The following is a 25,630-nucleotide window of genomic DNA, read 5'->3' as shown; positions in this document are numbered from 1 at the left end:
CCGCCTTCAGCGCCGTCCGCGCGGCCGCGACGCCTGCCGTGGTAACCGTGCCCCGCGGACGCCCGGGGAGCGGAGAACCGCGGCGAGCTGGGCGCGCTCGGCAATGTCCAACTTGCGGTACACGCTGGTCAGATGCGTCTCGACCGTGCGTACGGAGACGTGCAGCGACTGTGCGATCGAGCGGTTTCTGGCGCCGCCGGCGGCGAGGCCGGCGACCTTGCGTTCCATGCTGGTGAGCAGGTCCAGGGGCGAGGCGGACATCTTCCGCATCCGGCCGCCCGCCGCCAGCAGGGCGCCGCGGGCGTTCTGACCCAGCGCGAGCGCGCCGCAGCGCTGGGCGAGGTCGGCCGCCGCACGCAGATGCTCGCGCGCGGCACGCCGGTCGCCGCCCGCCAACAGGACCTGCCCCAGGACGAGTTCGGCGCGGGCGTGCTCCATGCGAGCCGGTGAGGCGGACAGGTCCCGCACCGCCTCACCCAGCAGTTCCACGCCCTTCTCGCCGGGGGTGGCCACGCCGCGGGCCAGAGCGGCCAGGCCGAGGACGCGGGGGGTGCCCCAGCTCCGTGCGAGCCGCGTGCCGTGCGCGGCGGGCTCCTGGGCCTCCTCGGCGCGGCCCAGTTCCGCGAGCACACAGGCCGCCTCCGCCCACCAGGGCAGATATGCCGCGTGGCGCACTTCGGCCGCCTCCAGTGACCTGCCGCACTCGCGGAACAGCGCCAGTGCGCCCTCCGCATCCCCCAAGGCGTGGCGGGCACGGCCGTGCGCCAAGAGATAACGGGGGTGGGTCCACACGTACTGGTCGCGCCAGGCGGGTCCGATGCCGGTCAGCAGCTTCTCGGCACGCGCGGCCTCGCCACGGTCCACCAGTACGCCCGCCAGGGCCAGGCGCGGCAGGACCATCTTCTCGCCCCACCGTTCCGCGTCGCTGATCTGCACCGCCGCCCTGGCGTCCGCGAGCGCGTCCGGGAGTGCGCCCAGGCCGTGGAGGAGCAGGGCTCGGTTGGACAGGGCCAGGGAGTAGGTCCATACGGCGGAGCTCTCCCGGCCGTGGCGCAGGAGACAGTCCAGCGCGTGCAGCGCGTCCTCGGTGCGGTCGGCGAGGTTGAGGACGATGGCGGAGTTGAGCAGGGACCAGCTTTTCGGGGGAAGTTGGGGGGAGCAGGCCGCGCGCAGGGCGCACTTCACCGCCGGTTCGGGGGCCTGGTCGTCGAGTGCCGTCAGTACGGCCATCGCCGTCAGCTTCTGGCGCTGGGCGGGGGTGTCGCCCTCGGGCACGGTCATCGCCGCGGCCCGCTTGCGTGTCGCGGCGATCGTGCTGCGGCCGTGTGAGCCGACGATCAGCAGCACCGACTCGACGAGCGTGCGCAGTTCCCGGTCGGCGGGCAGGAGGTCGGAGCCGAGTTCGGCTTCGAGGGCGTCCAGGACGTCTTCGAGCATGCCCAGGGCGGCGGAGTTTTCGCGCGCGGCCAGGCCGGTCGTGCCGAACTGCGCGGCGATCCTCGCCCGGGTGCGGACGCCGACGCTGGGCGCCAGCGCTGCGCGGAGCAGGCCGATGGCCTCGGGCGGGTCGGTCTCGGCCAGTGCTCGGGCCAGCCGGACGCGGACCTCCACGCTGTCGGGGTCCACTTCCAGTACCCGGTACAGGTAGCGGGCCGCGGTCTCCGGGGCGCAGCGCGCCTCGGCCCGGACGGCGGCCTCCAGCAGGACGCCGGGCATCCATGGTTCGGAGATCGAGGGCAGCGGCAGGAGGTGCTCGGCGACCTCTTCGGCGGGTCGGCCCGCGTCGCTCAGGAGCAGGGCCGCCCGCGTGCGCAGGCCCGACAGCGCCTGGGCCTCCAGGGGTGCCAGCACCGCCGCGCGCACCGCGCCGTCCGCCAGGTGCCTGCCGCCGGGCGTCAGCAGTCCGGCCTCGCGCAGCACCGTCAGGGCGTCCTCGACGACATCGGCGGGGACGGCGGCCAGGGGGCCGACGTATTCGGCGCCCCGCTCCCCGAGGACCGCCACCGCCCGCGCGACCTCGCCGACCCAGGGCGGCCGGCGGTCCAGGAGTTCGCGTGCCCAGCGCGCCAGGACGCGACCGCCGGTCTCGACGACCCGGTTGGCGCCGCCCATGCCCGAACCGACGCCCTCTACGCGCAGTTCGCGCAGCAGGCGGCCCAGGAGGCGGGGGTTACCGCCGGTCACGGCCCAGGTGTGGGTGACGAAGGCGGGGGCGGCGGGTGCCAGGAAGAACTGCCGTACGACCTCGGCGACATCCGATTCGCTCAGCGGCCGCAGGCGCAGCGTCGCGGTGCGGCAGCGGGCGGTGAGGTCCGCCAGGGCGCGGTGGGCCGGGGCACCGTGAGCGAGGGCGGTGGCCTCGGCCTGCTGCGTGAGAACGACGAGCAGGGGAAGGCCGTCGGCCCTGCGCAGCAAGAAGTCCAGCCAGCGCAGGGAGAGTTCGTCGCAGTGGTGGACGTCGTCCAGGGCCAGGACGAGCGGGCGGCGGCTGAGTTCGTTCGCCGCGAGGCGGTACAGGCCGTGGAACGCGCTCTGGACGGCCGGGGCATGTGGCGGCTCACCGGCCAGCGCGCCGGGGGTGAGGGCGAGGAGGGCGGCGTCTTCGAGCGAGGCGACCTGCGCGGTCGGGCCGAGCAGGGTGCGTATGCCGCCTAAGGAGTCGCCCGCGGTGCCCTCCTCGCAGGTGCCGTGCAAAACCGTCGCGCGCCGGCAGGCGTCCCCACCGAGGAAAGCACGCAGGAGGGCGGACTTGCCCACTCCGGTCGAACCGGTGACGACCGCCGAGTTCGCACGCCCCCAACGCGACGCGCGGGCCAAGTGGTTGAGCGCCCGCACGTCATCGGCTCGGCCGACCAGGGTGCCGTCTAAGCAGGGATCGACGCTCCGGTCTCGCACCATAGGGCTCCTTCGCACCTCCGAGACACAACGGATGCGACGGGGCGTCACCACATCGTGCTGTAAATCACCCAAAAGAGGGATGTCTGACGTGCGTCAGAGTACCTGATCAACAGACTCCGTGGCCAGGACCACTCAGCGCGCGAACCCCTCGGCGGAGGTGAGATGTTCACGCAGCAGCGCCAGTACGGCGGGGGCCTGGGAGCTGAGGAAGAAGTGACCGCCCGGATAGACCTGGAGGTCGAACGCGCCCGTGGTGTGCGTGCGCCAGCCCTCGGCCTCCTCCAATGTGGTCTTGGGGTCGTTGTCACCGGTCAACGCGGTGATCGGCGCTTTGATCGCCGCCCCGGGGTCGCAGCGGTAGGTCTCCACCGCGGTGTAGTCGCTGCGGATCGCCGGGAGGATCATGCGCAGGATTTCCTCGTCGCCCAGCAGCGAGGCGTCCGTACCGGAGAGCAGCTTCAGCTCGGCGACGATCCCGTCGTCGTCGCGCCGGTGCACGCTCTCCGCGCGGTAGCGCGAGGGCGCGCGCCGCCCCGAGGCGAAGAGGTGCGTCAGTTCGCCGCCGTCGGCCTCCAGCCGCCGGGCCACCTCGAACGCGACCATCGCGCCCATGCTGTGCCCGAAGAACGCCGTCGGCCGCGACCTGAGCCGGTCCCGGAGGGCCGCGTACACCTGATCGGCCATGGTCGCGATGTCGCTGGGGCTGGTCTCGGTGCGCCGGTCCTGGCGGCCGGGGTACTGCACCGACAGCACCTCCGCCACGGGCGACAGCTGTGCCGACACGGGGAAGAAGAAGGAGGCCGAACCGCCCGCGTGCGGAAAGCAGACGAGCTGGCGTGGGCGGTCCGGCGCCGAGTGGTAGCACCGGGCCCAGAGCCCTTCCGCCGTGGTCGTCGTCATGGTGCTGATTCCTCCTCCTTGCGATGGCACCGGACCGGCCCGCCGGGATGCGGCGGCCGATCACCGGCCCCTGTGGTCCACACGTCCATTCCACAAGGAAGAATGCGGGAAATTACCTAGTTTCCGTGCTCCGCGTGACGGCGGGCCCGCCGCACCGGAGCCGTACGGGATACGCCCGGAGCCGGCGCAGCGCGCCGGGGTATCCCGTGTGTCCGGCTACCAGCTGGCGGCCAGCAGCAGGTCCCCGTACTCCCGCTCACGGGACGCCTGGCGCAGGTCGGAATCGACCATCATGCGCATCAGTTCGGGGAAGTCGACGCTGGGCTCCCAGCCCAGCTGGGTGCGGGCGCGCTCGGCGTCCGCGCACAGGATCTCCACCTCGGCCGGGCGCACCAGCGAGGGGTCGATGCTGACGTAGTCCTCCCAGTTCAGGCCCACCTGGTCGAAGGCGATGCGGACGGCGTCGCGGACCGAGTGCATCTGGCCGGTTCCGATCACGTAGTCGCCCGGCTCGTCCTGCTGGAGCATCAGGTGCATGGCACGGACGTAGTCTCCGGCGAAGCCCCAGTCACGTACGGCGTCGAGGTTGCCCAGGGACAGCTTGTCCTGGTAGCCGAGCTTGATGCGGGCCACCGCGAGGGAGATCTTCCGGGTCACGAACTCCGCGCCGCGACGCGGGGATTCATGGTTGAACAGCATGCCGGAGACCGCGTACATGCCGAAGGACTCACGGTAGTTGCGGGTGATGAAGTGCCCGTAGGTCTTCGCCACGCCGTAGGGGCTGCGCGGCCGGAAGATGGTGGTCTCGCACTGCGGGGTCTCTGCGACCTTGCCGAACATCTCCGACGAGGACGCCTGGTAGAAGCGCATCTGGCCGCTGCCGCCGCTGCGCGAACCATTCAGGCCGCTGACCATGCGGATCGCCTCGAGAATGCGCAGGACACCCATGCCGTTGATCTCGGTGACGAGCTCGGCCTGCTGCCAGGACAACGGTACGAAGGAGATCGCACCGAGATTGTAGATCTCGTCGGGCTGCACCTTGTCGACAGCAGAGACCAGGCTGGCCTGGTCCATCAAGTCGCCGTCGACAAAGGACAGGTCGGAGACGAGCCGGCTGACCCTTGACTTGCGGGGGTTCGCCTGACCTCGTATCAGACCCCACACCTGGTACCCCTGGGAGAGCAGGTGCTCGGCCAGATAGGAGCCGTCCTGCCCGGTAATTCCGGTGATCAGCGCACGCTTGGACATCTCATTCCTCTTCTCCGCATAGAACAGACCGCCCAAACGCAGAGGCGAGTTGACTACTTGACCTCTTGACCACTTGGCTTCTTGGCGTCGAATGGCATCGAAAACGCCGCGGTCCGGACGCTGGGTAATCGCACGCTTCCAAGCGGCCGGTCACGGTGTCAAGAAATTCCGGGCACACTAGGGAATTTCCGGGTCCCCACCACCATGAGTTTCCGGCCTGTTGAGACCGACGCTGCCGGATCCGGTACGGCCCCGCGGCGCCCTGCCGACGGGACACTAGGGATTTTCCGGTGTGCGGTGCGCTGCACTGTCCGGGTGTGCCCCCTCCAGGCCCGGTCGGCGCCCTCATCCCTCTCGCCGACCGGGCCTGCCCTCCTCCTGGAGCGTCGCCCGGTGCTGCTCAGACTCCTGCGAATCCATCTGCGGCCCCACCGGCGCTCCGTCGCGCTGCTGGGGCTGCTGCAACTGGCGCAGATCCTCGCCACTTTGGCCCTGCCGACGCTGGGCGCCGCGGTCATCGACAACGGCGTGGTCAAGGCCGACAGCGGCTACATCACGCGGACCGGCCTGGCCATGCTGGCCGTGGCGCTCGTCCAGATCGCGGCGTCCATGGGCGCGGTGTCACTGGGTGCCCGCTCGGCCATGGCGATGGGCCGCGACATGCGCTCGGCCGTCTTCCGCCGGGTGCTGGACTTCTCGGCCCGCGAGGTCGGGCAGTTCGGCACTCCGTCGCTGATGACGCGGACCGTCAACGACGTGCAGCAGGTACAGATGCTGGCGCTCTCCGCTTTCGGCGTCGCCGTATCGGCGCCCCTGATGTGTCTGGGCAGCGTCGCGCTCGCACTCCAGCAGGACATTGAGCTCTCCTTGCTCCTGGTGACACTGGTGGTGGTCCTCGGAATGTCCTTCGGACTCATTCTCGGCCGCACCGATCCGTTCTACGCCCGTATGCAGAAACATCTGGACCACATCAACGGGCTGCTGCGCGAACGCATTACCGGAGTCCGCGTCGTACGGGCTTTTGTGCGCGATGCCCATGAAGGCGCGAGATTTGACCGCACCAATTCCGAATTGCGCGACATCTCGCTGCGCGTCGGCCGGCTGCTGGCGACCATCATTCCCGTCGTACTGCTGGCCCTGAATGCCTTCATGGTGGCCGTACTGTGGTTCGGAGCCCACCGTGTCGGGGCCGGGGTGATGCGGTTCGGCGCGCTCAGCGCGTTTCTGAGCTATCTGACGCTGGTCATGATGTCGGTGGTGATGGTGACCCTCGTGTGTCTGGCGATGCCGCGGGCGAGGGTCTCCGCCGAGCGCATCCAGCAGGTGCTGGCGACCGAGCCGAGCGTGACGGCGCCGCCCGAACCCGTACGCGCCGTGCCCGCGGCCGGCCACCTGACCTTGTGCCGCGCCGAGTTCCGCTATCCAGGGGCGAAGGAGCCGGTGCTGAGCGGGATCGATCTGAGCGCCGGGCCCGGCGAGACGGTGGCGATCCTCGGCAGCACCGGCAGCGGCAAGACCACCCTGCTCAATCTCGTGCTGCGGCACTTCGACGCCACCGGTGGCTCCGTCCACGTGGGCGGCGTCGATGTCCGCACACTGGACGCGGAGGTGCTGCGCCGCACCGTCGGCTTCGTACCGCAGCGGCCATACCTCTTCTCCGGCACCATCGCCGGCAATCTGCGCTTCGGCGACCCGGACGCCACCGACGACGAGCTCTGGCGCGTGCTGGAGATCGCGCAGGCCCGCGATTTGGTACAGCGCCTGCCCGAGGGGCTGAACTCGCCGATCACCCAGGGCGGCACCAATGTGTCCGGCGGGCAGCGGCAGCGCCTGGCGATCGCCCGCACCCTGCTGCGCAGGCCGGACATCTTTCTCTTCGACGACTGCTTCTCCGCGCTGGACTACGCCACGGACGCCGCGCTGCGGGCCGCACTGGAGCCGGAACTCTCCCGGGCGACGGTGCTCACCGTCGCCCAGCGCGTCAGCACCGTCCAGCACGCACGGCGCATCGTGGTCCTGGACGCGGGGCGGGTGGCCGCCACCGGAACGCACAAGGAACTGCTGCGTACCAGTACGACGTACCAAGAAATCGCCCGGTCCCAACTCACCACGATCACCGGCCACCACGGCGACTTCGGCCCGGATGCCGGCGCCGCCACGACTCTTCAGGAGGCTGCCCATGGTCTCGGCGGACAGAACTAGCGGCGCTCGGGGCGGCCCCGCACGCCGCACGCTGGGACTGCTGCGCCCGCACCGTGCCCTGGTGACCGTGGCGGTCGTCCTCGGCATCGGCGGCGTCGCACTCAACGCGTCGGGCCCGATGCTCCTGGGCAGGGCCACGGACCTCGTCTTCGACGGCATCCGGCACACCCATGGATCCGGGAGCATGGACTTCGACGGGATCGCCCGTGTTCTCCTGATCGCACTCGCGCTCTTCGGCGCCGCCTCCTTCCTCACCCTCCTCCAGGGGCGGCTGGTCGCGGCCGTCGTCCAGCGTGTGGTCTTCGCACTGCGCCGGTCCGTGGAGGCCAAGCTCGCCCGCCTGCCGCTGCGGTACTTCGACCGCCACCCGGCGGGCGAGGTGCTCAGCCGGGTGACCAATGACGTCGACAACCTCCAGCAGACGCTCCAGCAGACCCTCAGCCAGCTGATCACAGCGGTGTTCTCCGTGCTGACCATGCTGGTGCTGATGTTCGTCATCTCGCCGCTGCTGGCACTGATCATGCTGGCCTGCGTTCCGGTGTCGGCCGTGCTCGCCACCCGGATCAGCAAGCGCGCACAGCCACGGTTCGCCCAGCAGTGGTCCGCCACCGGAGCGCTGAGCGCCCATGTCGAAGAGGTCTACACCGGGCACGCGCTGGTCAAGGGCTTCGGGCGGCGCGAGCAGGCCGAGCGTGCCTTCGACGAGCACAACCAAGCCCTGTACCGCGCCGGCGCGCGGGCCGAGTTCGCCTCCGGCGCCATCGAGCCGTCGATGACGTTCGTCTCCAACCTCGGCTATGTCGTCGTGGCGGTCGTCGGCGCGCTGCGCGTGGTCGCCGGGGCCCTGTCCATCGGCGACGTCCAGGCGTTCATCCTCTACTCCCGGCAGTTCAGTCTGCCGATCGTCGAGGTCGCCGGCATCGCCGGCCGCCTGCAGTCCGCCCTCGCCTCCGCTGAGCGGATCCACGACCTCCTGGACGCCGACGAACAACGACCCGACCCCGATCGCCCCGCGCGGCTCCGAAAGTCCGGCGGACACGTCCAGTTCGAGGGAGTCTGCTTCCGCTACTCCCCCGACACCCCGCTGATCGAGGACCTCTCCCTCTCCGTCGAGCCCGGTCAGACCGTGGCGGTCGTCGGTCCGACAGGCGCGGGCAAGACCACCCTGGGCAACCTCCTCATGCGGTTCTACGAAATCGACGAGGGGCGCATTCTCCTGGACGGCACCGATATCAGCACCCTGACCCGCGAAGAGCTGCGCTCCCACATCGGTCTGGTGCTCCAGGACGCCTGGCTCTTCTCCGGCACCATCGCCGAGAACATCGCCTACGGGCGCCCCGACGCCACGCGCGACGACATCGTGGCCGCCGCCCGCGCCACGTGTGCCGACCGCTTCATCCGCACCCTGCCCGACGGCTACGACACGGTCCTGGACGAGGAGTCGGCCAACGTCAGCGCGGGCGAGAAGCAGCTCATCACCATTGCCCGCGCTTTCCTGACCCGGCCCTCGATCCTGCTCCTGGACGAGGCGACCAGCTCCGTCGACACCCGCACGGAGGCGCTCATCCAGCGCGCGATGCACTCGCTGCGCGCGGGCCGCACCAGCTTCGTCATCGCCCACCGGCTCTCCACCATCCGCGACGCGGACCTCATCCTCGTCATGGAAAGCGGCCGCATCGTCGAGCGCGGCACCCACGACCAGCTCCTGGCCGCCGAAGGGGCCTACGCCCGGCTGCACTCGGCCGTGGGAACCGGCGCCGGCCCGGGGGACGCCGAGCTGGAGGATGCCGCGCCCCGCTGACCGGGGCCCCGTCCCGCGCTCACCGTGTGGCAAGGGCTGCGCCGGCCGGGAACCCCGGCTTCAGCTGACGGGTGGGTGCGGGTGCTCTCCCGAGCACCCGCACCCACCCGTCAGTTCTCCGCGTCCATCAGCCGGAACAGTTCCTCGTCACTGGCCGACGCCAGGTCCGGCGCCCCACCGGGCCCGACGCCCCTACCGCTGCCCGACCCTGCCATCCCTGCCGTCACCGCCTTCAACCGCGCCACCGTCTCCTCCGAAACCTCCGCACCGGCCGTGAGCAGGGACTCCAACTCGGCCACGACAGAGGCCACATCGCGCCCGGGGGCGGCCGGCCGCGCGAGTCGTTCGCGGACGAGCCGGACGATGGCGTTCGGCGTGGGGTGGTCGTACACGAGCGTGGCGGGCAGCCGCATGTCCGTAGCCGCGATGAGGCGGTTGCGCAGTTCGACGGCGTTCAGCGACTCGATGCCCATCTCCTTGAACGTGCGGTTGCCCTCCTCCTCACGCGTCTCCTGGCCGCCGAGCACGGCCGAGGTCTCGGCGAGAACCAGGGCCAGTACGAGCGCGTCCTGTTCTGCGTCGTCGAGACCGGACAGACGGGCCTCCAGCCCCGGCGGCTCTTCGCCGGCCGCCATCCCGCCCGCGGTACCCGCGACGCCCGCGAAGCCCCCGTCGGCAGCCGGACCCGCCGAGCCCGCCGGGCTCACAGGGGCCGACGCCAGCCAGAACCGCCGCCGCTGGAACGCGTACGTCGGCAGGGCGACGGGCCGGGCCCCGGGAATCACCGCGTCCCAGTCGACGGGAACGCCATGGGCGTGCACCCGGGCGACCGCCGTGAGCAGGGCGTGCCGCTCCGGTACCCCGGTGCGCAGACTCGGCACCACGGCGGCCCCGGGCTGCGGGTCGGCCGACTCCAGGCACTCGTCGATCATCGGCGTGAGCGCCGGCTCGGCACCCAGCTCCAGGAACCCGGTGACACGCTCGTCCCGGAGCCGGCCGACCGCGTCCTTGAAGCGTACGGACTGCCGCGTGTGGCGCACCCAGTGGTCCGGATCGCGCGCCTCCTCGCCGGTGAACGGACGGCCGGTGACGGTGGAAATGAGGGGAACGGTGGGCTCGGCGTGGGACAGGGTACGGACGACCGCGCGGAACTCCTCCAGCATGGGGTCCATCAGCGGCGAGTGGGACGCGACGCGCACCGCGATCCTCCGGGTCTTGTGACCGGCGGCGGCGAGCCGGTCCGTGAGCGCGGCGAGCGGGGCCTCGGCTCCGGAGAGTACGAGGGAGTGCGGACCGTTGACGGCTGCGATCGACACCGTGTCCGCCACCTCCGCCAGCCACGGGGTCACGTCGGCCTCCGTGATGCGCACCGCCACCATCGCACCGCCGGGCGGCAGCGCGCCCATCAGCCTGCCCCGGGCCGCCACCAGCGTGCACGCGTCGTGGAGGCCGAGCACGCCCGCCACATGGGCGGCGGCTATCTCGCCGGACGAGTGCCCCACCAGGTGGTCGGGGACCACCCCCCAGGACTCGAACAGCCGGTACAGGGCGACCTGGACGGCGAACAGCGCGGGCTGCGTGTAGGTGGTGTCGTCGAGAAGGGCCGCCTCCTCGGAGCCGGGAGCCGCCCACATCACCGAGATCAGCGACCGCGCCAGCAGCGGATCCAGCGCGGCACACACCTCGCGCAGCGCCTGCCCGAAGACGGGGAACGCCTCGGCCGCCTCGCGCCCCATGCCGTTGTGCTGGCCCCCCTGCCCGGGGAAGACGAAGGCCAGCCCGCCCGGCACGGAATCGTGCAGGGTGACGTCGGCGGTCCGCTCACCGCGCCCGAACTCCTTTGTCGACGCGATCAGTTGGGCATGGCCGGGGGCACTGACGACGGCCCGGTGCCGGTGCAGGGTACGGGTGGTGGCCAGGGCGTGGGCGACATCCTGGGCACGCAGACCGGAGCCGGCGGTCACCTGCTCGGCCAGGCGCCGTGCCTGCGCGCGCAGCGCCGCCCGGCTGTGGGCGGACAGCACCCAGGGCGCGGCCGCGTCACCGGCCGGCTCCGGGCCCCCAGTCGCCCCGGACACGTACCGCGTTTCCTCCGGAACCTCGCCCGGCGCCCCTTCCGCCTCCTCGCCCGGTGCCTCCTCCAGGATCACGTGCGCGTTGGTGCCGGTGAGCCCGAACGAGGACACCCCCGCCCGGCGCGCGAGTCCGCTCTCCCGTGGCCAGGGCCGGGCCTCGGTCAGCAGCCGTACCGAACCGGCCGACCAGTCCACCTCGGCCGAGGGAGCGTCCACGTGCAGCGTCCGCGGCAGGACGCCGTGGCGCAGCGCGAGCACCGTCTTGATGACCCCGACGACCCCGGCAGCGGCCTGTGTGTGCCCGATGTTCGACTTCACCGACCCCAGCCACAACGGCTTTCCCTCAGGCCGCTGTTGGCCGTACGTGGCCAGCAGGGCCTGGGCCTCGATGGGGTCGCCGAGCGGAGTGCCGGTGCCGTGTCCTTCCACGGCGTCCACGTCCTGCGGCGTCAGCCCGGCGTCGGCCAGGGCCTGGCGGATGACGCGTTGCTGTGCGGGCCCGCTCGGCGCGGTGAGCCCGTTGGAGGCGCCGTCCTGATTCACGGCGGAACCCCGTACGAGCGCCAGGACACGGTGTCCGTTGCGCCGGGCGTCGCTCAGCCGCTCCAGCAGCAGCAGCCCCGCGCCCTCCGACCACGCGGAGCCGTTCGCGGCGTTGGCGTATGCCATGGAGCGGGAGTCGGGGGAGAGCGCGCGCAGCCGGGAGAAGTGCGCGAAGGGCGCCGGAGTCGCCATGACGGTGACGCCGCCGGCCAGCGCCAGGTCACTCTCGCCAGACCGCAGGGACCGGCAGGCCAGATGCAGGGCGACGAGGGAGGACGAGGAGGCGGTGTCGACCGTCATCGCGGGGCCTTCGAGCCCGTAGGTATAGGCGATGCGCCCCGAGACCGCGCTGCCGGCGGTCCCGGTGGTGAGCATGCTCTCCCACGCGCTGGGCGCGGCGGACGCGCCTGCGCCATAGCCGCGGTCCATCGCGCCCGCGAACACGCCCGTACGGGATCCCCGCAAGGACTTCGGGTCGATGCCTGCCCGCTCGAAGGTCTCCCAGGCCGCCTCCAGGAGCAGTCGCTGCTGCGGATCGGTCGCCGTCGCCTCCTGGTCGGACAGGCCGAAGAAGCCCGCGTCGAAGTCGCCCGCGTCGTGCAGGAAGCCGCCTTCGCGCGCGTAGGAGGTACCCGGGCGGTCGGGGTCATCGTCGAAGAGCCGGTCCAGGTCCCAGCTGCGGTCCTCCGGGAAGTGGGACATGGCATCGGTCCCGTCGGCGAGCAGCTCCCACAGGGCCTCGGGTGAGCCGGCTCCGCCCGGCAGCCGGCAGGCCATGCCGATGACGGCCACCGGGTCGGCACCCTCCGCCGAGGTCTGACACGGCTCTTCCTGGGACGGCTCCTCCTGCTCGGCCAGTACGCGCGCGACGGCCCGCGGGGTGGGGAGGTCGAAAGCCAGCGTGGCCGGGAGCAGCAGCCCGGTCTCCTCCCGCAGCAGATTCCGCAGCCGCACCGCGCGGATGGAGTCCAGGCCGAGCCGGCGAAAGTCCGTGTCGGGGCAGAAGGGGATTGCCGTGCCGTCGCTCCCGAGCACCCGGCCGACGCAGTCGCGTACGAGTTCCAGCGCCTCCTCGACCGTGTACGGCGGGAGCGCGCCGAGCCGGGCGGGAACGGACACCGCCTCAAGGCCGGCGAGCAGCCGCTCGAGCGCCCGGCGGTCGAGCTTCCCGGCGGTGGAGAGGGGAAGCTCGCGCACGGAGACCAGTTCGAGGGGGATCTTGTGGTCGGCGAGCCCCAGCCGGCGCAGGAACACGGTCACTTCGGTCAGGCCGATCGTGCGGTCCGCGTGGTCGGTCACGATCAGGCACGGGTACTCCCCGAGCCGGTCGTCCGGTGCGCCGGCCACGGCCAGCGGGCCCAGGCCCGCAAGGCCCGCGAGCATCCCCTCGACCTCGGTGGCGCTGAACTTCCGGCCGCCCGTGTTGATCAGTTCGGTGGCCCGGCCGTGCAGTACCACCACGCCGTCCGCGCCGATGGCCGCGAGATCGCCGGTCCGCAGCCAGCCGTCCTCGGTGAGGGCCGAGCGCGTCAGCTCCGGCTCGCGGAAGTAGCCGCGGAACAACCCCGGCCCCCGGTAGTGGAGTTCACCACTCTCCCCCGCCGCGCACACCTCGCCGTGCTCGTCGACGACCCGCACGTCCACGCCACGGACCGGCGTTCCCACACTGCCGTCGGGGTCGTGGGCCTGGGTGCGGGTGCCGGTGCCGATCTCGGACATTCCCCACACCACGACCACTTCGCAGTTGAGGACGGCGCGTACCCGGTCGGCGAGCGCGGGCGCGAGGGCGGCCCCCGCCGTACGCACCTGGTACGGCGCAAAGCCCGCCGGCTCGTCCGTCCTGGCCAGCCGCGCGACGACATCCCGCAGTTGCGCGGGCACGGCGAAGACGACGCGGGGTCCGTGCTCCCGCGCCAGTTCCAGGAAGCGGTCCACGTCCCAGCCGGTGAGGAGGACCTGCCCGCAGGCGGCGAGCAGCGCCGCGTGCATGGCCTGGAGGCCGAACAGATGGGTCATCGGGCAGGCCGTCAGGACCGTGCCGTCAAAGGCGTCGGCGGCCTCGGCGGTGACGGCTGCGGTGTTCGACAGCAGACCGTCGTGACTGTGCACACAGAGCTTGGGCCGCGCCGAGGCCGTCCCGGACGAGGGGATCACGACGAGCGGCAGGTCGGGGGTGACGTCCACCGGCCGGGGCTCGCTGCCTGCCCATGCCGCCAGCAGCCCGTCCAGCGACCCGGTCCCCGGCTCCTCGCGCCCCGCCTCCGGCGCACCGGCCATCAGCACGCCGCGCAATGACGGCACGCTCTCCAGAAGCGCACGGGCCGTCGCCGCACTCTCGCTCCCGGAAGCCGACAGGACGAGCAGGGCGGGTTCCGCCCGGGTCAGCAGCGCGTGGACCTCCGGGGCCGTGGTGCCCTGGTGGACGGGAAGCAGTACCGCTCCGACGGCCGCGACGGCCAGGTGCAGGGTCTGCAGCTCCCAGCAGTTCGGCAGGTGCACCGCCACCAAGTCGCCGGGCGCGACGCCCGACTCCTGCAGGCCGCGGGCCAGCGCGGCGACGTCGGCTCGCCACTGCGCCCACGTCCACGAGCGGTCCCCGTCGACGACGGCCACCGCGTCGGGGGCGGACCCCGCGGCGGCCTCGAACACCTCGGGCAGCGTGAAGCCGCCCAGTACATCCGCCGCGTCGGCGGGCGGCTTCATCGCGTAGTCATCTGTGTGGATGGGCACCATCACTCCCGGATCGCTCTCGAGCACTCTCGTCAGTTGGGGGGACGGGCCGGGGTTCGGACACGAGCTCCTGCCCGGGACAGCCCTTAGGGCCTGTCGTGCACGGTGATCGCCCGGGACGGGCACAGGGCACCCGCCAGCCGGGCCCTGGACTCCTGGTCGGCGCCGGGCTCGGCGAGGAGGGTGACGATCCCGTCGTCGTCCTGGTCGAAGACCGCGGGCGCGTTCAGCACGCACTGGCCCGCCCCCACGCAGCGGTCGGGGTCAACGGTGATACGCATGTCGATGTCTCTCCTGCGGTGGAAGTGGCCGCCCGGCGGCAGGTGGCACGTGCCGCCGGGCGGACGGGGCCGGGCGGCGGCTACCAGCGGACCGGCAGCTCGTTCAGGCCGTAGAGCACGCCGTCGTACTTGATGTCCAACCCGTCGACGGGCACGGCGAGTTCGAGGTTCGGGATGCGTTCGAAGAGCTTGCGGTAGGCGACCTCCATCTCGACCCGCACCAGGTTCTGCCCCAGGCACTGGTGCACGCCGTAGCCGAAGGCCACGTGGTGGCGGGCGGACCGGGAGGGGTCGAAGTTGCGGGGGCATGCGAAGGCGTTCTCGTCGTGGTTGGCCGCGGCAACCAGCGGCACGATGCCCTCGCCCGCCTTGATGAGCTGTCCGGCGATCTCCACGTCCTGGACCGCCACGCGCAGGGACACCAGGTCGGCGACCGAGTGGAAGCGCAGCGTCTCCTCCACGGCCCGTTCGTCGCCGATCCACTGAGGGTTCGTCAGCAGCGTGACCACGCCGAGCGCGATGTTGTTGGCCGTGGTTTCGTGGCCGGCGATCAGCAGCAGCATCAGCACGCCGGACATCTCGCGGGGGGAGATGGCGCCGGTGGCCAGCAGCCGTGTGATGAGGTCGTCGCCGCCCCACTTCTGTTTGATGTCCACCAGTCGGTTGATGTAGCGCAGGAGGTCCTTGGCGGCGGCCGTACGGTCCTCGTCGGTGGAGGAGCGCAGGGAGACCAGGACGCGGGTCCTGGACTCGAAGAACTCGCGGTCGGCGGGCGGTACGCCGAGCAGTGCGGAGATCACCAGGGAGGGGATGGGCAGGGCGAAGTCGGCGACGAGGTCGGCGGTGTTGCCCGCGGCCAGCATGGCGTCCAGTTGTGCTTCTACCGTGCGCTCGATCGCGGGCTTCATCGCGCGTACGCGCCGGACGGTGAACTCCGGGATGAGGGCCTTGCGGAACCGGTCGTGCTCGGGGGAGTCCATTCCCACGAACCAGCCCGGGATCTGGTCCTGCTTGGGCACGCCCAGGGTCTCCCCCACGTTGGGGAATCCCTCGTGTTCGGGGTTGGAGCTGATGCTCGGGCTGGTCAGTACGGTGCGTACGTCCTCGTGCCGGGTGACCAGCCACACCCGTCTGCCGTCGGGCAGGTGCGAGAGGACCAGACCCTTCTGGTCGCGGTAGTCGGCGTAGTCCGGGGGCGGGAACGGCAGGCCGGGCTTACGCACCGGGAAGTCGGCGATCAGCGGATCCGTTTCCGGCACGGCCGAGTCGGCCGCGTCCGTGGCCGGGACTGTCTGCACCGAGGCCGGGCAGGTCCGCGGCATGGCCGGATCTGTGTGCGTCATGGATGGGTATCCCCTCTCGAACGGGCCGGTCAGCCGGCGCCGTAGAACGCGCGGATCTGGTCGATCACGAAATCCTGGTCGGCGGGGCTCAGTCCGGTGTGGGTGGGCAGATACAGGCCGTCCTCGGCGAACGTATTCGCCTTGAGCGAGGGCCAGTCGGGGTGGAAGTACATGGGCTGCCGGCTCATCGGCTTGAAGAACAGCCGGGTCTCGATGGACTCCCCCGCCAGGAATTCCCGTAGCTCCTCGCGGCGTTCGGCCCGCAGGTCGTACATCCACAGCACGTCCCGAGGCGGCATCAGCGTGATACCGGGAACACCGGCGAGCCCCTCGTCATAGCGCCGCTCGATCTTGCTCCGCGCTTCGAGAATGTCATCCAGGCGCTCGGTCTGGGCAAGCGCGACGGCGGCCTGCATGGCCGTCATACGGAAGTTGTAGGCGACCTTCTTGTGCAGGAAACTGTGGTCCTTGGTGAAGGCCATGGCCCGCAGATGCGCCATCTGCCCGGCCAGTTTGGGGTCGTCGGTGAGGCAGATGCCGCCCTCACCCGCCGTAATGATCTTGTTGGCGAACAGCGAATAGCACGCGATGTCGCCGACCGGGCGGATGCCGTGGGCCTCGGCACTGTCCTCCACGACCCGCAGGTTGTACTGGTACGCGATGTCCATGATCGCGTCCATGTCACAGCGCCGGCCGTAGATGTGGACGGGCATGATGGCCTTCGTCCGTGCGGTGATCTTCTCCTCGATGCGGGTGACATCGATGTTGAGGTCGTCCCCGCAGTCGACGAATACGGGCGTCGCGCCGGTGTAGGTGACCGCCCACGCCGAGGCGATCATGGTGAACTCCGGGACGATCACCTCGTCACCGGGGCCGATGCCCAAGGCCCGCAGGGCCAGCGTGAGGGCCGTCGTCCCAGAGGAACAGGACACGCCATGCGCGACGCCGTTGTAGTCCGCGAAGGTGCGCTCGAAACGCCCGACCATCGGGCCCTGGGACGAAATCCAGCCGTCGCTGACGGCACCGGTCAGATACTCCAGCTCTCTGCCGTCCAGAGCGGGCCTGGACACGGGGTACTTGAACGACATCCGCTGCCTCTTTCCTGTGTTCCTCGTAGTCCTCGTACGTATGTGAATGCTCGTGCGGCCTTACGTCAGGGCCGGATGTCCGAGGATCAGCTCGGCAGCGGTCTCACGTCCGCCCGCCGCGCGCTGCAGGGCACCGAGCCGTTCCGCGTTCTCGCGGAAGGATGGGGTCTCAAGTACCCGCGTGAGCTTGTCGACCACGTCAGCGACGTCGATATCCCGCGGCCGGTCGAGGGTCAGACTGATACCGAAGTCCCTGCCGCGCGCGGCCTGGTCGTAACAGTCCACCCACAACGGCCGCACCACGAGCGGCTTTCCGAAATACACGCCCTCGTTGAAACCATTGCCGCCACCGTGGGTGAAGAACACCTTCACCTTCGGATGGGCCAGCACGTCCAACTGCGACGGAACCCAGCTTTCGATACGCAGATTCGCCGGCATCGACTCCTTCGGCGGCAGCAGATGCTGCTGTTCCGAGGGCAGCTTCCACAGCACCTGATGCCGCCCCTTGAGCCGGCGGGCGACCTCCACCATGGAATGGACCTGTTCCTGGGTGAGCCGGGTGATCGTCCCGAACCCCGCATAGACGACCGAGGACTGCTCGTCCAGCCATCGCGAAAGATCGTCGTCCTCCGGAGCCTCCGGCAGCGACGGCACCATCGCACCGACCAGCCGCACCTTCTCCGGAATGTCGAAGGAGTAATCCAGCTCGGCAATCGAATTGCACAGCACCAGATCGGCGTGCTCGATCCGTGCCATCAGACTGAGCTGCCCGAGCCCATGCGCCTTACGCCGCCGATTGTCCTCCGCCACCACCTTGCGCATCTCAGGGGCACAGAACATCGCCAGGTTCCGCCACTTGAAGAGCGCGTTGCTCACGCGCTGCGCGAGAGTCATCGGATACGGCAGCCCCGTGTGCGGCACGGGGAAGTCCCGCGGGGTGTAGCCCTTGGTGAAAGGTATGAACGCCGTCAGCACATTGCTGGGCACAAACGGAACACTCAGCACGAACGGAATCTTGCGAGAAATCGCCAGCTCGATCGCGAAAGCACTGATGCAGTCGATGACCATCAGCGCCGGCCGTACCTCGTCGACAACCGCCGCCAGCTTATGGAATTTCTCCTCGTGCCGGCCGGGCTTGTAGGAGTGCCGGACCACCGCGCGATGCGCCTTGAAACGCGAGGACTGAGTGACCTCGCGATAGACCGCGTCGTCCCACGTCACCGCCGACAACTCGGTGACCACCTCACCCAGCGAGGCGAACTCCACCGGAGACCCGATCCCGATCTTCTTCACGTCCTCGCGCCGCGGCTCATCGGTGGCGAACCAGAGATCCGGCACATTCTGGTGGGAGAGTTCCTCGGCGAGTACGAGCAGCGGATTGGCCAGCCCGCTCTCCGGAAGACTGACGAAGAGGATCGGCCGTCGGGCGGAGTCCATTGATTACCTTTCAGCGATGACAGACGGGGTTCGGAAAGCACACCCGCATGCGGATCAACTGGCCGCACACTCCTTTGATCTCACGTCACCCACCGGAAAATCCTTAGAACCCGTGCGATGGATTTCGAGGCAGGAACAAACCGGCCCTCCGCACGATGGGAGGGCCGGGAATGTCCACTGCGCACGCCGCATGGCCGGTCACCAACTCTTGCCACACAACGGCATATCGGCTCACTACGCTTTCCAACATGCCCCGGAACAGCGTGAACAGCATGCACAGCGAACCATCACGTGGGTATTAGCGCGCGGCCCTGACATCCTCCGCGATGATCCGCTCGATATTCCGCTCGGCCAGCGCCGTAATGGTCACGAAGGGGTTGACTCCAATGGACCCCGGTACGAGCGCGCCGTCCGTGACATAGAGGTTGCGGTAGCCGGCGACCCGGCCGTAGAGGTCGGTGGCCTTGCCCAGGACGCAGCCGCCGAGCGGGTGGTAGCAGAAGTCGTCGGAGAAGTTCTTCAGCTGCGGCCCGAACAGGTCGTAGCGGTACATCGTCGTGTTGGCCTTGTTGATCCGGTCGAAGAGCGACTTCGCGGCCTCGACCGCGGGCGCGTTCTGGTCCCGGGTCCAGCGCAGCACGGCCCGGTCGGTGGCCTTGTCGTAGACGAAGGTGCCGCGCTCGGGGTTCTTGGTGATCGCCAGATAGAGGCTGACCCAGGTCTCCAGTCCGGCCGGCATCGGCGCGATCTCCGCGAAGACCGGGGCGGCGGGGTTGTCCCAGTCGTCGATGCCCAGGGCGGGGATGGAGGACTGGTGGGCCCCGGTGGGGTTCCAGACGTGATTGGCCCGGCCGGTCATGATGTTGCCGTTGGGGCCCCAGCCCGCGCCGACCTCGGCGTTGAGGTCGGGCAGCGTTCCGGTGTCCCGGGCGCGCACCAGCAGCTCGGTGGAGCCCAGGCTGCCGGCGCCGAGGAACAGGTGACGGCAGGCGATCTCCTTGTGGGCGACGGCCTTGCCGTCGGCGTCGATCTGGTCCACGGACAGCACATAGCTGCCGTCCGGCTGCTGATGGATCGCCTTGACCTGGTGCAGGGTCTCGATGGTGACCTTGCCGGTGCCGAGCGCGGCGGCCAAGTAGGTCTTGTCCAGGCTCTGTTTGCCGTGGTTGTTGCCGTAGATGACCTCGCCCGCCAGCGCGGACTTGGGCACCTCACCGGCCTCCTCGCGCCGCATGTGGCCGAAGTCGTAGACGTTGGGGACGAAGGTGGTGCTCAGGCCCGCCTTGCCTGCCTGTTCGCGCGAGACCCGCGCGAACTTGTACCACTCCGTCTCCTCGAACCAGCCCTTGTCGATGTGGTTCACCTTGAGCATGGAGTTGGCACGCGGGAAGTACCGGTCGTACATCTCGGCGGCGTCCACCCGCGGGAGGACCTCCTCGAAGTACGAGCGCTTCGGCACGACGGCCATGCCGCCGTTGACCAGCGAGCCGCCGCCCACCCCGCGTCCCACGTACACCGACATCTGGTCGAAGTGCACCTTGTCCAGCACACCCGCGTACGGGTCGATGTTCCGGTTGATCACATCCAGCCACAGGAACGAGCCCAGCGGGGCCTCGGTACGCGACTTGAACCAGCTGGAGCGGCGATCGGGCTTGAGCATTCCGCAGAAGACATTGCCGTCGTCGGCGGGCTTGTTCCACAGCTGGCCCATTTCGAGCATGAGCGTGGGAATTCCGGCCTCGCCGAGCCGCAGCGCGGATACCGCGGCGCCGTATCCCGTACCGATCACCACGGCCGGTACGAACGAGCCGCTGCCGGCCTGCCGACTGCGCTTGTCGGCGGCAGCGGCACGCGGGGCGGCGGAAATCGTGGTCATTCCGGCTGCGGCGGCGCCGCTGAGGGCGGCCAGTCCGAGCAGACGGCGCCGTGACAGATGCTGGTTTTGCTGGTTCTCGAACACGCTGCTAATACCCGACCTTCGCCGACAGGATTCTTCCCCGCAGGGCTTTTCCACGGCGACGTCCCGGTGGGGATCACAGGCCCTGTCCATCAGCCCGAGCCGCCGCGCGCCACCATCCTGATCGAGAAAGACTGGGGGAAATTCCAGAGATACGGCGGCTGTCGGTCAGCCGCTCGCTGTCCACTACACGGCCGCAGCCTCCCTCGAGGCGGTGCTGAGCCCGGCACCAGCGACCCCGCGCTCCGCACCGCCTGACCACGACCACCCGCCGGCGCACCCCCGGCGAGCGCGCGGTGATGCCGGTATGCCCAGCATCGCGTCGTGGGTCTCGGGCCCTACCGACTCAACTGCTCCGCGATGTGCAGGAATTCGGCCTGGGTCATGAGTGGGTCGCCGGCTTCCACGGTGACGGTGTATCCCTTGGCGGGCCAGCCGATGGATCGGCTGCCGCCGGGATGCTCCTGGAGGTGGGCCGGGTGTCCGTTGATGGCTAGGGGAGTTCCGGGGCTGTGCGAGGTCGCGCCGCGGGATTCCGTGATGCTCACGTATCCGGCTTGAGCTCCCCTGTCACGATTCCGCTGGTAGGTGGTTGTCCACGTAGGTGCCTTGGCCCTTGTGTAGGGCGGGTTGGCGCGGTTCCCGGGGCCGATGATGTGGTCCGCCGGGGTGTAGCCGCGCGGCAGGTAGTGGGGGTGGTCGAGGGAGGAGCCCTTGAAGGGTGTGATGGGCGAGTGGGTGACGGAATCGGAGATCTTCCTGTCGCCCACCGGTGTGGAGAGCGTTGTGGTGACCAGCCCGTCATGCGGGTCGTCGCACACGGCGCTCCCGGAAAGGGAGAAATGCCGTTTCCGCTCGATCACCAGCGTGATGGTGTCAGCGGTTTCGTGTGCCTCAAGGTGGGGCTTGTCTTCGCAGCTTGTCCAACTGGTCGGGGTGGTCAGGGTGTGGCCGTCGCTGCTCAGGAGAACGTCGCCGGGCACGGCCGTCTCGTGAATGTGCGAGCGGTCCCATAGGACCCAGCCGACTGCGGCGGCCACAAGGCAGGCCGACAGGGCTAAGGCCCACACCGTGCGGTGGCGTCGCGAGTCTTTTCGGGACACGGTCACTCACTCCAGGACGATGGCGGATATCCGGGCTCACCCCGGGAGTTAGGCGAGGGCGGAACGAGCGGTGGGCCGAGGCGGTAAACAGCGGCAGCCCACCACTCAGACGCTTCAGACGCTTTACTGGGTCACAAGGGTCCATCCCGTGTCGTGCAGGGTCTGATAGATCGGCACGAAATACACCCCCTTGACACACCACGGCGTCCTGATGTGACCGTCAAGAACGGTGTCCTTGTTCAGCGATGACGGGCAGGTGACCGTACTGTCAAGGGCGGTGATCATGCCGCGCGCCTCATCGGCCGTGAAGTTGCCCACGCCCGCGAAGACTGGTCCGCCGCTGTCGCCGTTGACCGCCGCGGCTCCGCCGGGGGTCAGGCCGGTGGCGTAGGCGAGGTCGGTAAGGGGCCGATATGAACCGTCTCCGCCCATGATTCCGATGTCGGTTTTCGCGATCCGGACGTTGCAGTGGACACCCGAGTTCGCACCGTCGGTGCACACATAGTCTCCGACATTGTTGTGTCCCCATCCGACCACGGGTTTCGCGTACCCGTCCCGCCGGGTGGCCGGCCCGTCGTACAGGTATGGTCCGGCCTGCTTGGACGGCAGCCGGATGCCTTGTGCGTCATCAGGGATGGAGACCTCGGCGGCGTCGTTCCCCCCGACCACGTCCCCGCCCTCCCAGGTACGCCAGAGGCCGTCTCCGCCCTTGGAGCAGTGGCGGGCCGACATGAGCAGGAAGTCCCCGTCCTTGTTCTTGACGGTGAATGTCCCGGAGCAAATGCCGCCGCTGGGGATACGTAGGGCCGATCCGCCGAACCAAGGCGAGGCATCGTGCTGGCGATTGGCCGGGGCGGCGGACAAGTCCTCGCTCAACGGCCGGTACGCGGCGGTGGTGTTGATTCCGGTAAGGCGGTCCGTCAGGGCCTTGACGTCGGCGGACTTGTCCTGGCGGGCGCCTCGTGACAGGGAATCGGTGGCATCACGCTTGCCCGGCCCCCGGTCCTCGTCATAGCCGACCTCCAGGCCACTGCCGTCAAGAGCGGGCCCGATGCTGGTGATGCGGATCGGTTCACCCGTGGATCCAAAGCGCAGCGGCGTGGGCCTACCGCGCTTGAGCAGTCTGTTCCTCGCCCTGTGGAGGTCGCCCTTGGAATAGCGGGCCGGCACGACTTCGGCCGTCACACCATCGGGCAGGTCGGCGAGAATGCGCTGAACACGCGGTGAGAGGGCGCCTTTCCAGTGGAGACGCAGATGGTCGTGATCTGGGTCGACCTCGATTTCGGTGAATCCCAGGATCCTGGCTCGGTCGGATTCCGAGAGTCCTTCGGTGATGTCTCCGACTGTCTTGTCGAGAACTTCCTGTCTTTTGCGGACGGCGAGGACCCGCGGGTCCGTCTGTTGCTGGGTCTTCCCCATGGCCGCGAGCTTCGCTGCTGCGGTCCCGGCCGACTGGGACCGTGCCCCCGCAGGAGAGGCCGTCATGAGCGGGGCTAAAGCGAGTAGCGCGGTGGGGAGCGCGACCGCTGCCCACTTGCCCCTTCTGGTGCTGACCTTCAACTTTCCCCCCCATGTTATCGATTGGCATGATCACGATGTCAATCGAGGGCGGTGGCCAGCAATGGGGGAATCAGCCCCTCCATAGGGCAAGTCAGTCAGTGCGGGAATCAGGTCGACCTGCTTCTGCATCCCGTACGGCTGCGCGCCGAGGCTCGGCGCAGCGGAGGGCGCCGACAACCCACGCAGGCGGCGCGGCAGCACCGGAGCAGGGCCACCAGGGAACAGCCTTGCGGCGCAGACTCCAGTACCCCTAACCCGTCATCGACTCGTTGCGGAAGGCTGGTCAGCTGTCTCCGCGGAGTGTCCGTGCGAGTGCGGAGCGATGGGTCGGTTTCGCGTGGCTGTAACGCTTGTGGCCTTCGTCGGTGAGGACGACGAAGATGCCGCGGCGGTCGAGATCACACATGACGCGCTCGACGAGGCCGCCTCGTTCCAGCCTGGCGACCAGGCGGGATGCGGCGCTCTGGCTCAGGTGCACCACGTTGGTGAGGTCCTGGCCCCGGCACTTGCCGTGGTCGGAGGAGGCGAGGAGTTCGAGGGCCTCGAACTCGCTGACGCTGAGGCCGTGCTGTGCCTGCAAATCGTGCTCAAGAGCGTTGTGCACGGCGGCATGCCGGGCGAGAAGCCCATGCCACTCCTCGACCAATTCCTGCTCCGTACCACCGATCATGGAGCCAGGGTAACATGCGCCAGCATTTGATGCATGAAGATTAAATGCACTTGCATTCGATGCGTGTGCATGTGAGAGTCACGGCATGACTTCGTCCGCACCTCTGTCCGCCTCCACATCCACGTGGAACACAAAACTCTGGGGAGTTCTGCTCACGGTCTCCCTCGTCATCGGCCTCGACGCGCTCGACGTCTCGATGGTGGGCGTCGCACTCCCCTCCATCCAGGCCGACCTGGGCCTGTCCACCAGTGCGCTGCAGTGGATCGTCAGCGGCTATGTCCTCAGCTACGGCGGGCTGCTGCTGCTTGGTGGACGCGCCGCCGACCTGCTCGGACGCCGCCGGGTCTTCCTCACCGCGGTAGCCGTGTTCGCTGCCGCCTCCGTGCTCGGCGGCCTGGTCGACGACGGAGCCCTGCTGATCGCCACCCGCATACTCAAGGGCATGGCGGCGGCGTTCACCGCACCCGCCGCGCTGTCCATCGTCACCACCACGTTCACCGAAGGACCCGCGCGCAACAGGGCGCTGGGCGTCTTCTCCGTCTTCGGAGCCAGCGGCTACTCGGCCGGTCTGGTGCTCTCCGGCCTGCTGACCCAGGTTGGCTGGCGGTGGACGTTCTTCCTGCCGGTGCCGGTCGCGGTGATCGCGTGGATCGCGGCCAACCGCCTGCTCCCCAAGGACGGTCCCCGCTCCTCCGGCGGCTACGACATCCCCGGCGCGATCACCTCGGTCGGTGCGATGCTGCTGCTCGTCTACACCGTCGTGGAGGCGCCGGAGGCCGGCTGGGCCGCGCCGAACACGCTGATCCAGTTCGCGGTCGCCGCGGCGCTGCTGCTCGCCTTCATCCTGATCGAACGCCGCAGTACGCATCCGCTGGTCCGTCTCGGCATCCTCCGCTCGAGCTCGTTGGCACGGGCCAACCTGGGCATATCGGTGTTCTTCGGCGGCTACATCGGCTTCCAGTTCGTGGTCATGCTCTACTTCCAGTCGGTACTGCAGTGGTCGGCGATCCAGACCGCGCTCGGCTTCCTTCCGGCCGCGCTGATTGTCGCCTTCGGCTCGCCGCAGATGGAGCCCCTGATCGCACGGCTCGGCACCTCGCGCACCATCGCAGGCGGTGTCATCGCTCACCTCATCGGGTACGTGCTCTTCCTCGTCATCGACCGGGACGCCCCGTACGTCATCGGTGTGCTGCCCAGCATGATCCTGCTCGGTATCGGCTTCACCCTTGCCTTCGCGTCCTTCAACATCCAGGCCACCGCCGGCATCCCGGACCACGAACAGGGCCTGGCCGGCGGCCTGCTGAACACCTCGACGCAGGTCGGCGGCGCAATCGGACTCGCCATCGTCACCGCGGTCCTCACCGCCGGAGGCGAAGGCAAGACCGGCCCCGACGCCCTCCTCGCCGGCTTCACCCCAGCGCTGCTCACGGTCACCATCCTCTCGGCCATCGGCCTACTCATCGGACTGTCAGGAGTGCTCGCACGGCGCAAGACCGACATCCCGGCGGACGAGTCGTTGGAGAAGTCATCGGACGAGCCGGAGCTCGCCCTCGTCGACTAAGAGCCGTCCCGTAATGCCTGGTGGATCAGCGCACGGCGTCAGATGCACTGCGTTCGCCGCGCTCACTCCGTCTCGGCTCTCCCTTTGCCGCACGGATGCCGAGCTGCATCGCAAGGCGGAGGAACATCCGGATACTGGGTGTATCCGGGTGTTCCTCCAACGCGGCGAGGTGCCGTAGCTGTCGTCGTGCGCCGCCAGCGATTACGGGACAGCTCTTAGTGTGATGCGCCGGA

General features: G+C 69.5%; 15 protein-coding genes. 3 read left to right on the top strand and 12 right to left on the bottom strand.

Annotation, left to right across the window (positions count from 1 at the left end; translation table 11 throughout):
• Nucleotides 1–6: 6 nt before the first annotated feature.
• From ACZ4S3_RS10980 to ACZ4S3_RS10970, 3 genes are all read right to left on the bottom strand, one after another.
• Nucleotides 7–2,898: an AAA family ATPase gene (locus ACZ4S3_RS10980; protein ID WP_467930285.1), complete on the bottom strand. Its 2,892-nt coding sequence runs from the start codon at nt 2,896–2,898 to the stop codon at nt 7–9.
• 132 nt (nt 2,899–3,030) lie between these two features.
• Entirely contained in the window at nt 3,031–3,798 is a 768-nt protein-coding gene (locus ACZ4S3_RS10975) for a thioesterase II family protein (RefSeq protein ID WP_467930281.1), read from the bottom strand.
• Between the two features lie 216 nt (nt 3,799–4,014).
• Complete coding sequence (locus tag ACZ4S3_RS10970; RefSeq protein ID WP_467930277.1) at nt 4,015–5,046, bottom strand: GDP-mannose 4,6-dehydratase; 1,032 nt, start codon at nt 5,044–5,046, stop codon at nt 4,015–4,017.
• A 393-nt stretch (nt 5,047–5,439) separates the two neighbouring features.
• Between ACZ4S3_RS10970 and ACZ4S3_RS10965 the strand changes: the two genes are divergently transcribed.
• A complete protein-coding gene (locus tag ACZ4S3_RS10965) occupies nt 5,440–7,248 on the top strand; it encodes an ABC transporter ATP-binding protein (RefSeq protein WP_467930273.1) in 1,809 nt (602 codons plus the stop codon).
• Nucleotides 7,226–9,049: an ABC transporter ATP-binding protein gene (locus ACZ4S3_RS10960; RefSeq protein ID WP_467930269.1), complete on the top strand. Its 1,824-nt coding sequence runs from the start codon at nt 7,226–7,228 to the stop codon at nt 9,047–9,049. The genes ACZ4S3_RS10965 and ACZ4S3_RS10960 overlap by 23 nt, the downstream gene beginning before the upstream one ends.
• Nucleotides 9,050–9,159: 110 nt before the next feature.
• Here the strand turns inward: ACZ4S3_RS10960 and ACZ4S3_RS10955 are convergent, their stop codons facing one another.
• The 9 genes from ACZ4S3_RS10955 to ACZ4S3_RS10915 form a co-directional block, all read right to left on the bottom strand.
• Nucleotides 9,160–14,400 (bottom strand): type I polyketide synthase, encoded by a 5,241-nt coding sequence (locus tag ACZ4S3_RS10955; RefSeq protein ID WP_467931527.1) that lies wholly within the window; start codon nt 14,398–14,400, stop codon nt 9,160–9,162.
• 83 nt (nt 14,401–14,483) lie between these two features.
• Nucleotides 14,484–14,678 (bottom strand): ferredoxin, encoded by a 195-nt coding sequence (locus ACZ4S3_RS10950; protein ID WP_467930265.1) that lies wholly within the window; start codon nt 14,676–14,678, stop codon nt 14,484–14,486.
• A gap of 80 nt (nt 14,679–14,758) precedes the next feature.
• The gene (locus tag ACZ4S3_RS10945; protein WP_467930261.1) at nt 14,759–16,021 is read right to left on the bottom strand and encodes a cytochrome P450; all 1,263 of its coding nucleotides are present in this window, start codon (nt 16,019–16,021) and stop codon (nt 14,759–14,761) included.
• Nucleotides 16,022–16,050: 29 nt separating this feature from the next.
• Complete coding sequence (locus ACZ4S3_RS10940) at nt 16,051–17,109, bottom strand: DegT/DnrJ/EryC1/StrS family aminotransferase (protein ID WP_467930257.1); 1,059 nt, start codon at nt 17,107–17,109, stop codon at nt 16,051–16,053.
• A 60-nt stretch (nt 17,110–17,169) separates the two neighbouring features.
• Nucleotides 17,170–18,546, bottom strand: coding sequence for a glycosyltransferase (locus ACZ4S3_RS10935; protein WP_467930253.1), 1,377 nt, complete (start codon nt 18,544–18,546; stop codon nt 17,170–17,172).
• Nucleotides 18,547–18,844: 298 nt separating this feature from the next.
• The gene (locus tag ACZ4S3_RS10930; RefSeq protein WP_467930248.1) at nt 18,845–20,506 is read right to left on the bottom strand and encodes a GMC oxidoreductase; all 1,662 of its coding nucleotides are present in this window, start codon (nt 20,504–20,506) and stop codon (nt 18,845–18,847) included.
• Nucleotides 20,507–20,841: 335 nt separating this feature from the next.
• Nucleotides 20,842–21,543 (bottom strand): hypothetical protein, encoded by a 702-nt coding sequence (locus ACZ4S3_RS10925; protein WP_467930243.1) that lies wholly within the window; start codon nt 21,541–21,543, stop codon nt 20,842–20,844.
• Nucleotides 21,544–21,729: 186 nt separating this feature from the next.
• Nucleotides 21,730–23,025 (bottom strand): chymotrypsin family serine protease, encoded by a 1,296-nt coding sequence (locus tag ACZ4S3_RS10920; protein ID WP_467930240.1) that lies wholly within the window; start codon nt 23,023–23,025, stop codon nt 21,730–21,732.
• Between the two features lie 424 nt (nt 23,026–23,449).
• A complete protein-coding gene (locus ACZ4S3_RS10915) occupies nt 23,450–23,836 on the bottom strand; it encodes a MarR family winged helix-turn-helix transcriptional regulator (RefSeq protein ID WP_467930236.1) in 387 nt (128 codons plus the stop codon).
• 85 nt (nt 23,837–23,921) lie between these two features.
• Between ACZ4S3_RS10915 and ACZ4S3_RS10910 the strand changes: the two genes are divergently transcribed.
• Nucleotides 23,922–25,397, top strand: a complete 1,476-nt coding sequence (locus ACZ4S3_RS10910; protein WP_467930231.1) for an MFS transporter — start codon at nt 23,922–23,924, stop codon at nt 25,395–25,397.
• Nucleotides 25,398–25,630: the final 233 nt, after the last annotated feature.

It is taken from the genome of Streptomyces sp. NPDC028368 (genome assembly GCF_055565615.1).
Note: the sequence above shows the minus strand (reverse complement) of the source record. Positions and strands in the feature narration are given on the sequence as shown.

What these genes read in the sequence shown, in the direction of transcription:
- ACZ4S3_RS10980 (WP_467930285.1), bottom strand. Translation starts at nt 2,898, where the DNA reads ATGGTGCGAGACCGGAGCGTCGATCCCTGCTTAGACGGCACCCTGGTC.
- ACZ4S3_RS10975 (WP_467930281.1), bottom strand. Translation starts at nt 3,798, where the DNA reads ATGACGACGACCACGGCGGAAGGGCTCTGGGCCCGGTGCTACCACTCG.
- ACZ4S3_RS10970 (WP_467930277.1), bottom strand. Translation starts at nt 5,046, where the DNA reads ATGTCCAAGCGTGCGCTGATCACCGGAATTACCGGGCAGGACGGCTCC.
- ACZ4S3_RS10960 (WP_467930269.1), top strand. Translation starts at nt 7,226, where the DNA reads ATGGTCTCGGCGGACAGAACTAGCGGCGCTCGGGGCGGCCCCGCACGC.
- ACZ4S3_RS10955 (WP_467931527.1), bottom strand. Translation starts at nt 14,400, where the DNA reads ATGGTGCCCATCCACACAGATGACTACGCGATGAAGCCGCCCGCCGAC.
- ACZ4S3_RS10950 (WP_467930265.1), bottom strand. Translation starts at nt 14,678, where the DNA reads ATGCGTATCACCGTTGACCCCGACCGCTGCGTGGGGGCGGGCCAGTGC.
- ACZ4S3_RS10945 (WP_467930261.1), bottom strand. Translation starts at nt 16,021, where the DNA reads ATGACGCACACAGATCCGGCCATGCCGCGGACCTGCCCGGCCTCGGTG.
- ACZ4S3_RS10940 (WP_467930257.1), bottom strand. Translation starts at nt 17,109, where the DNA reads ATGTCGTTCAAGTACCCCGTGTCCAGGCCCGCTCTGGACGGCAGAGAG.
- ACZ4S3_RS10935 (WP_467930253.1), bottom strand. Translation starts at nt 18,546, where the DNA reads ATGGACTCCGCCCGACGGCCGATCCTCTTCGTCAGTCTTCCGGAGAGC.
- ACZ4S3_RS10920 (WP_467930240.1), bottom strand. Translation starts at nt 23,025, where the DNA reads ATGGGGAAGACCCAGCAACAGACGGACCCGCGGGTCCTCGCCGTCCGC.
- ACZ4S3_RS10915 (WP_467930236.1), bottom strand. Translation starts at nt 23,836, where the DNA reads ATGATCGGTGGTACGGAGCAGGAATTGGTCGAGGAGTGGCATGGGCTT.
- ACZ4S3_RS10910 (WP_467930231.1), top strand. Translation starts at nt 23,922, where the DNA reads ATGACTTCGTCCGCACCTCTGTCCGCCTCCACATCCACGTGGAACACA.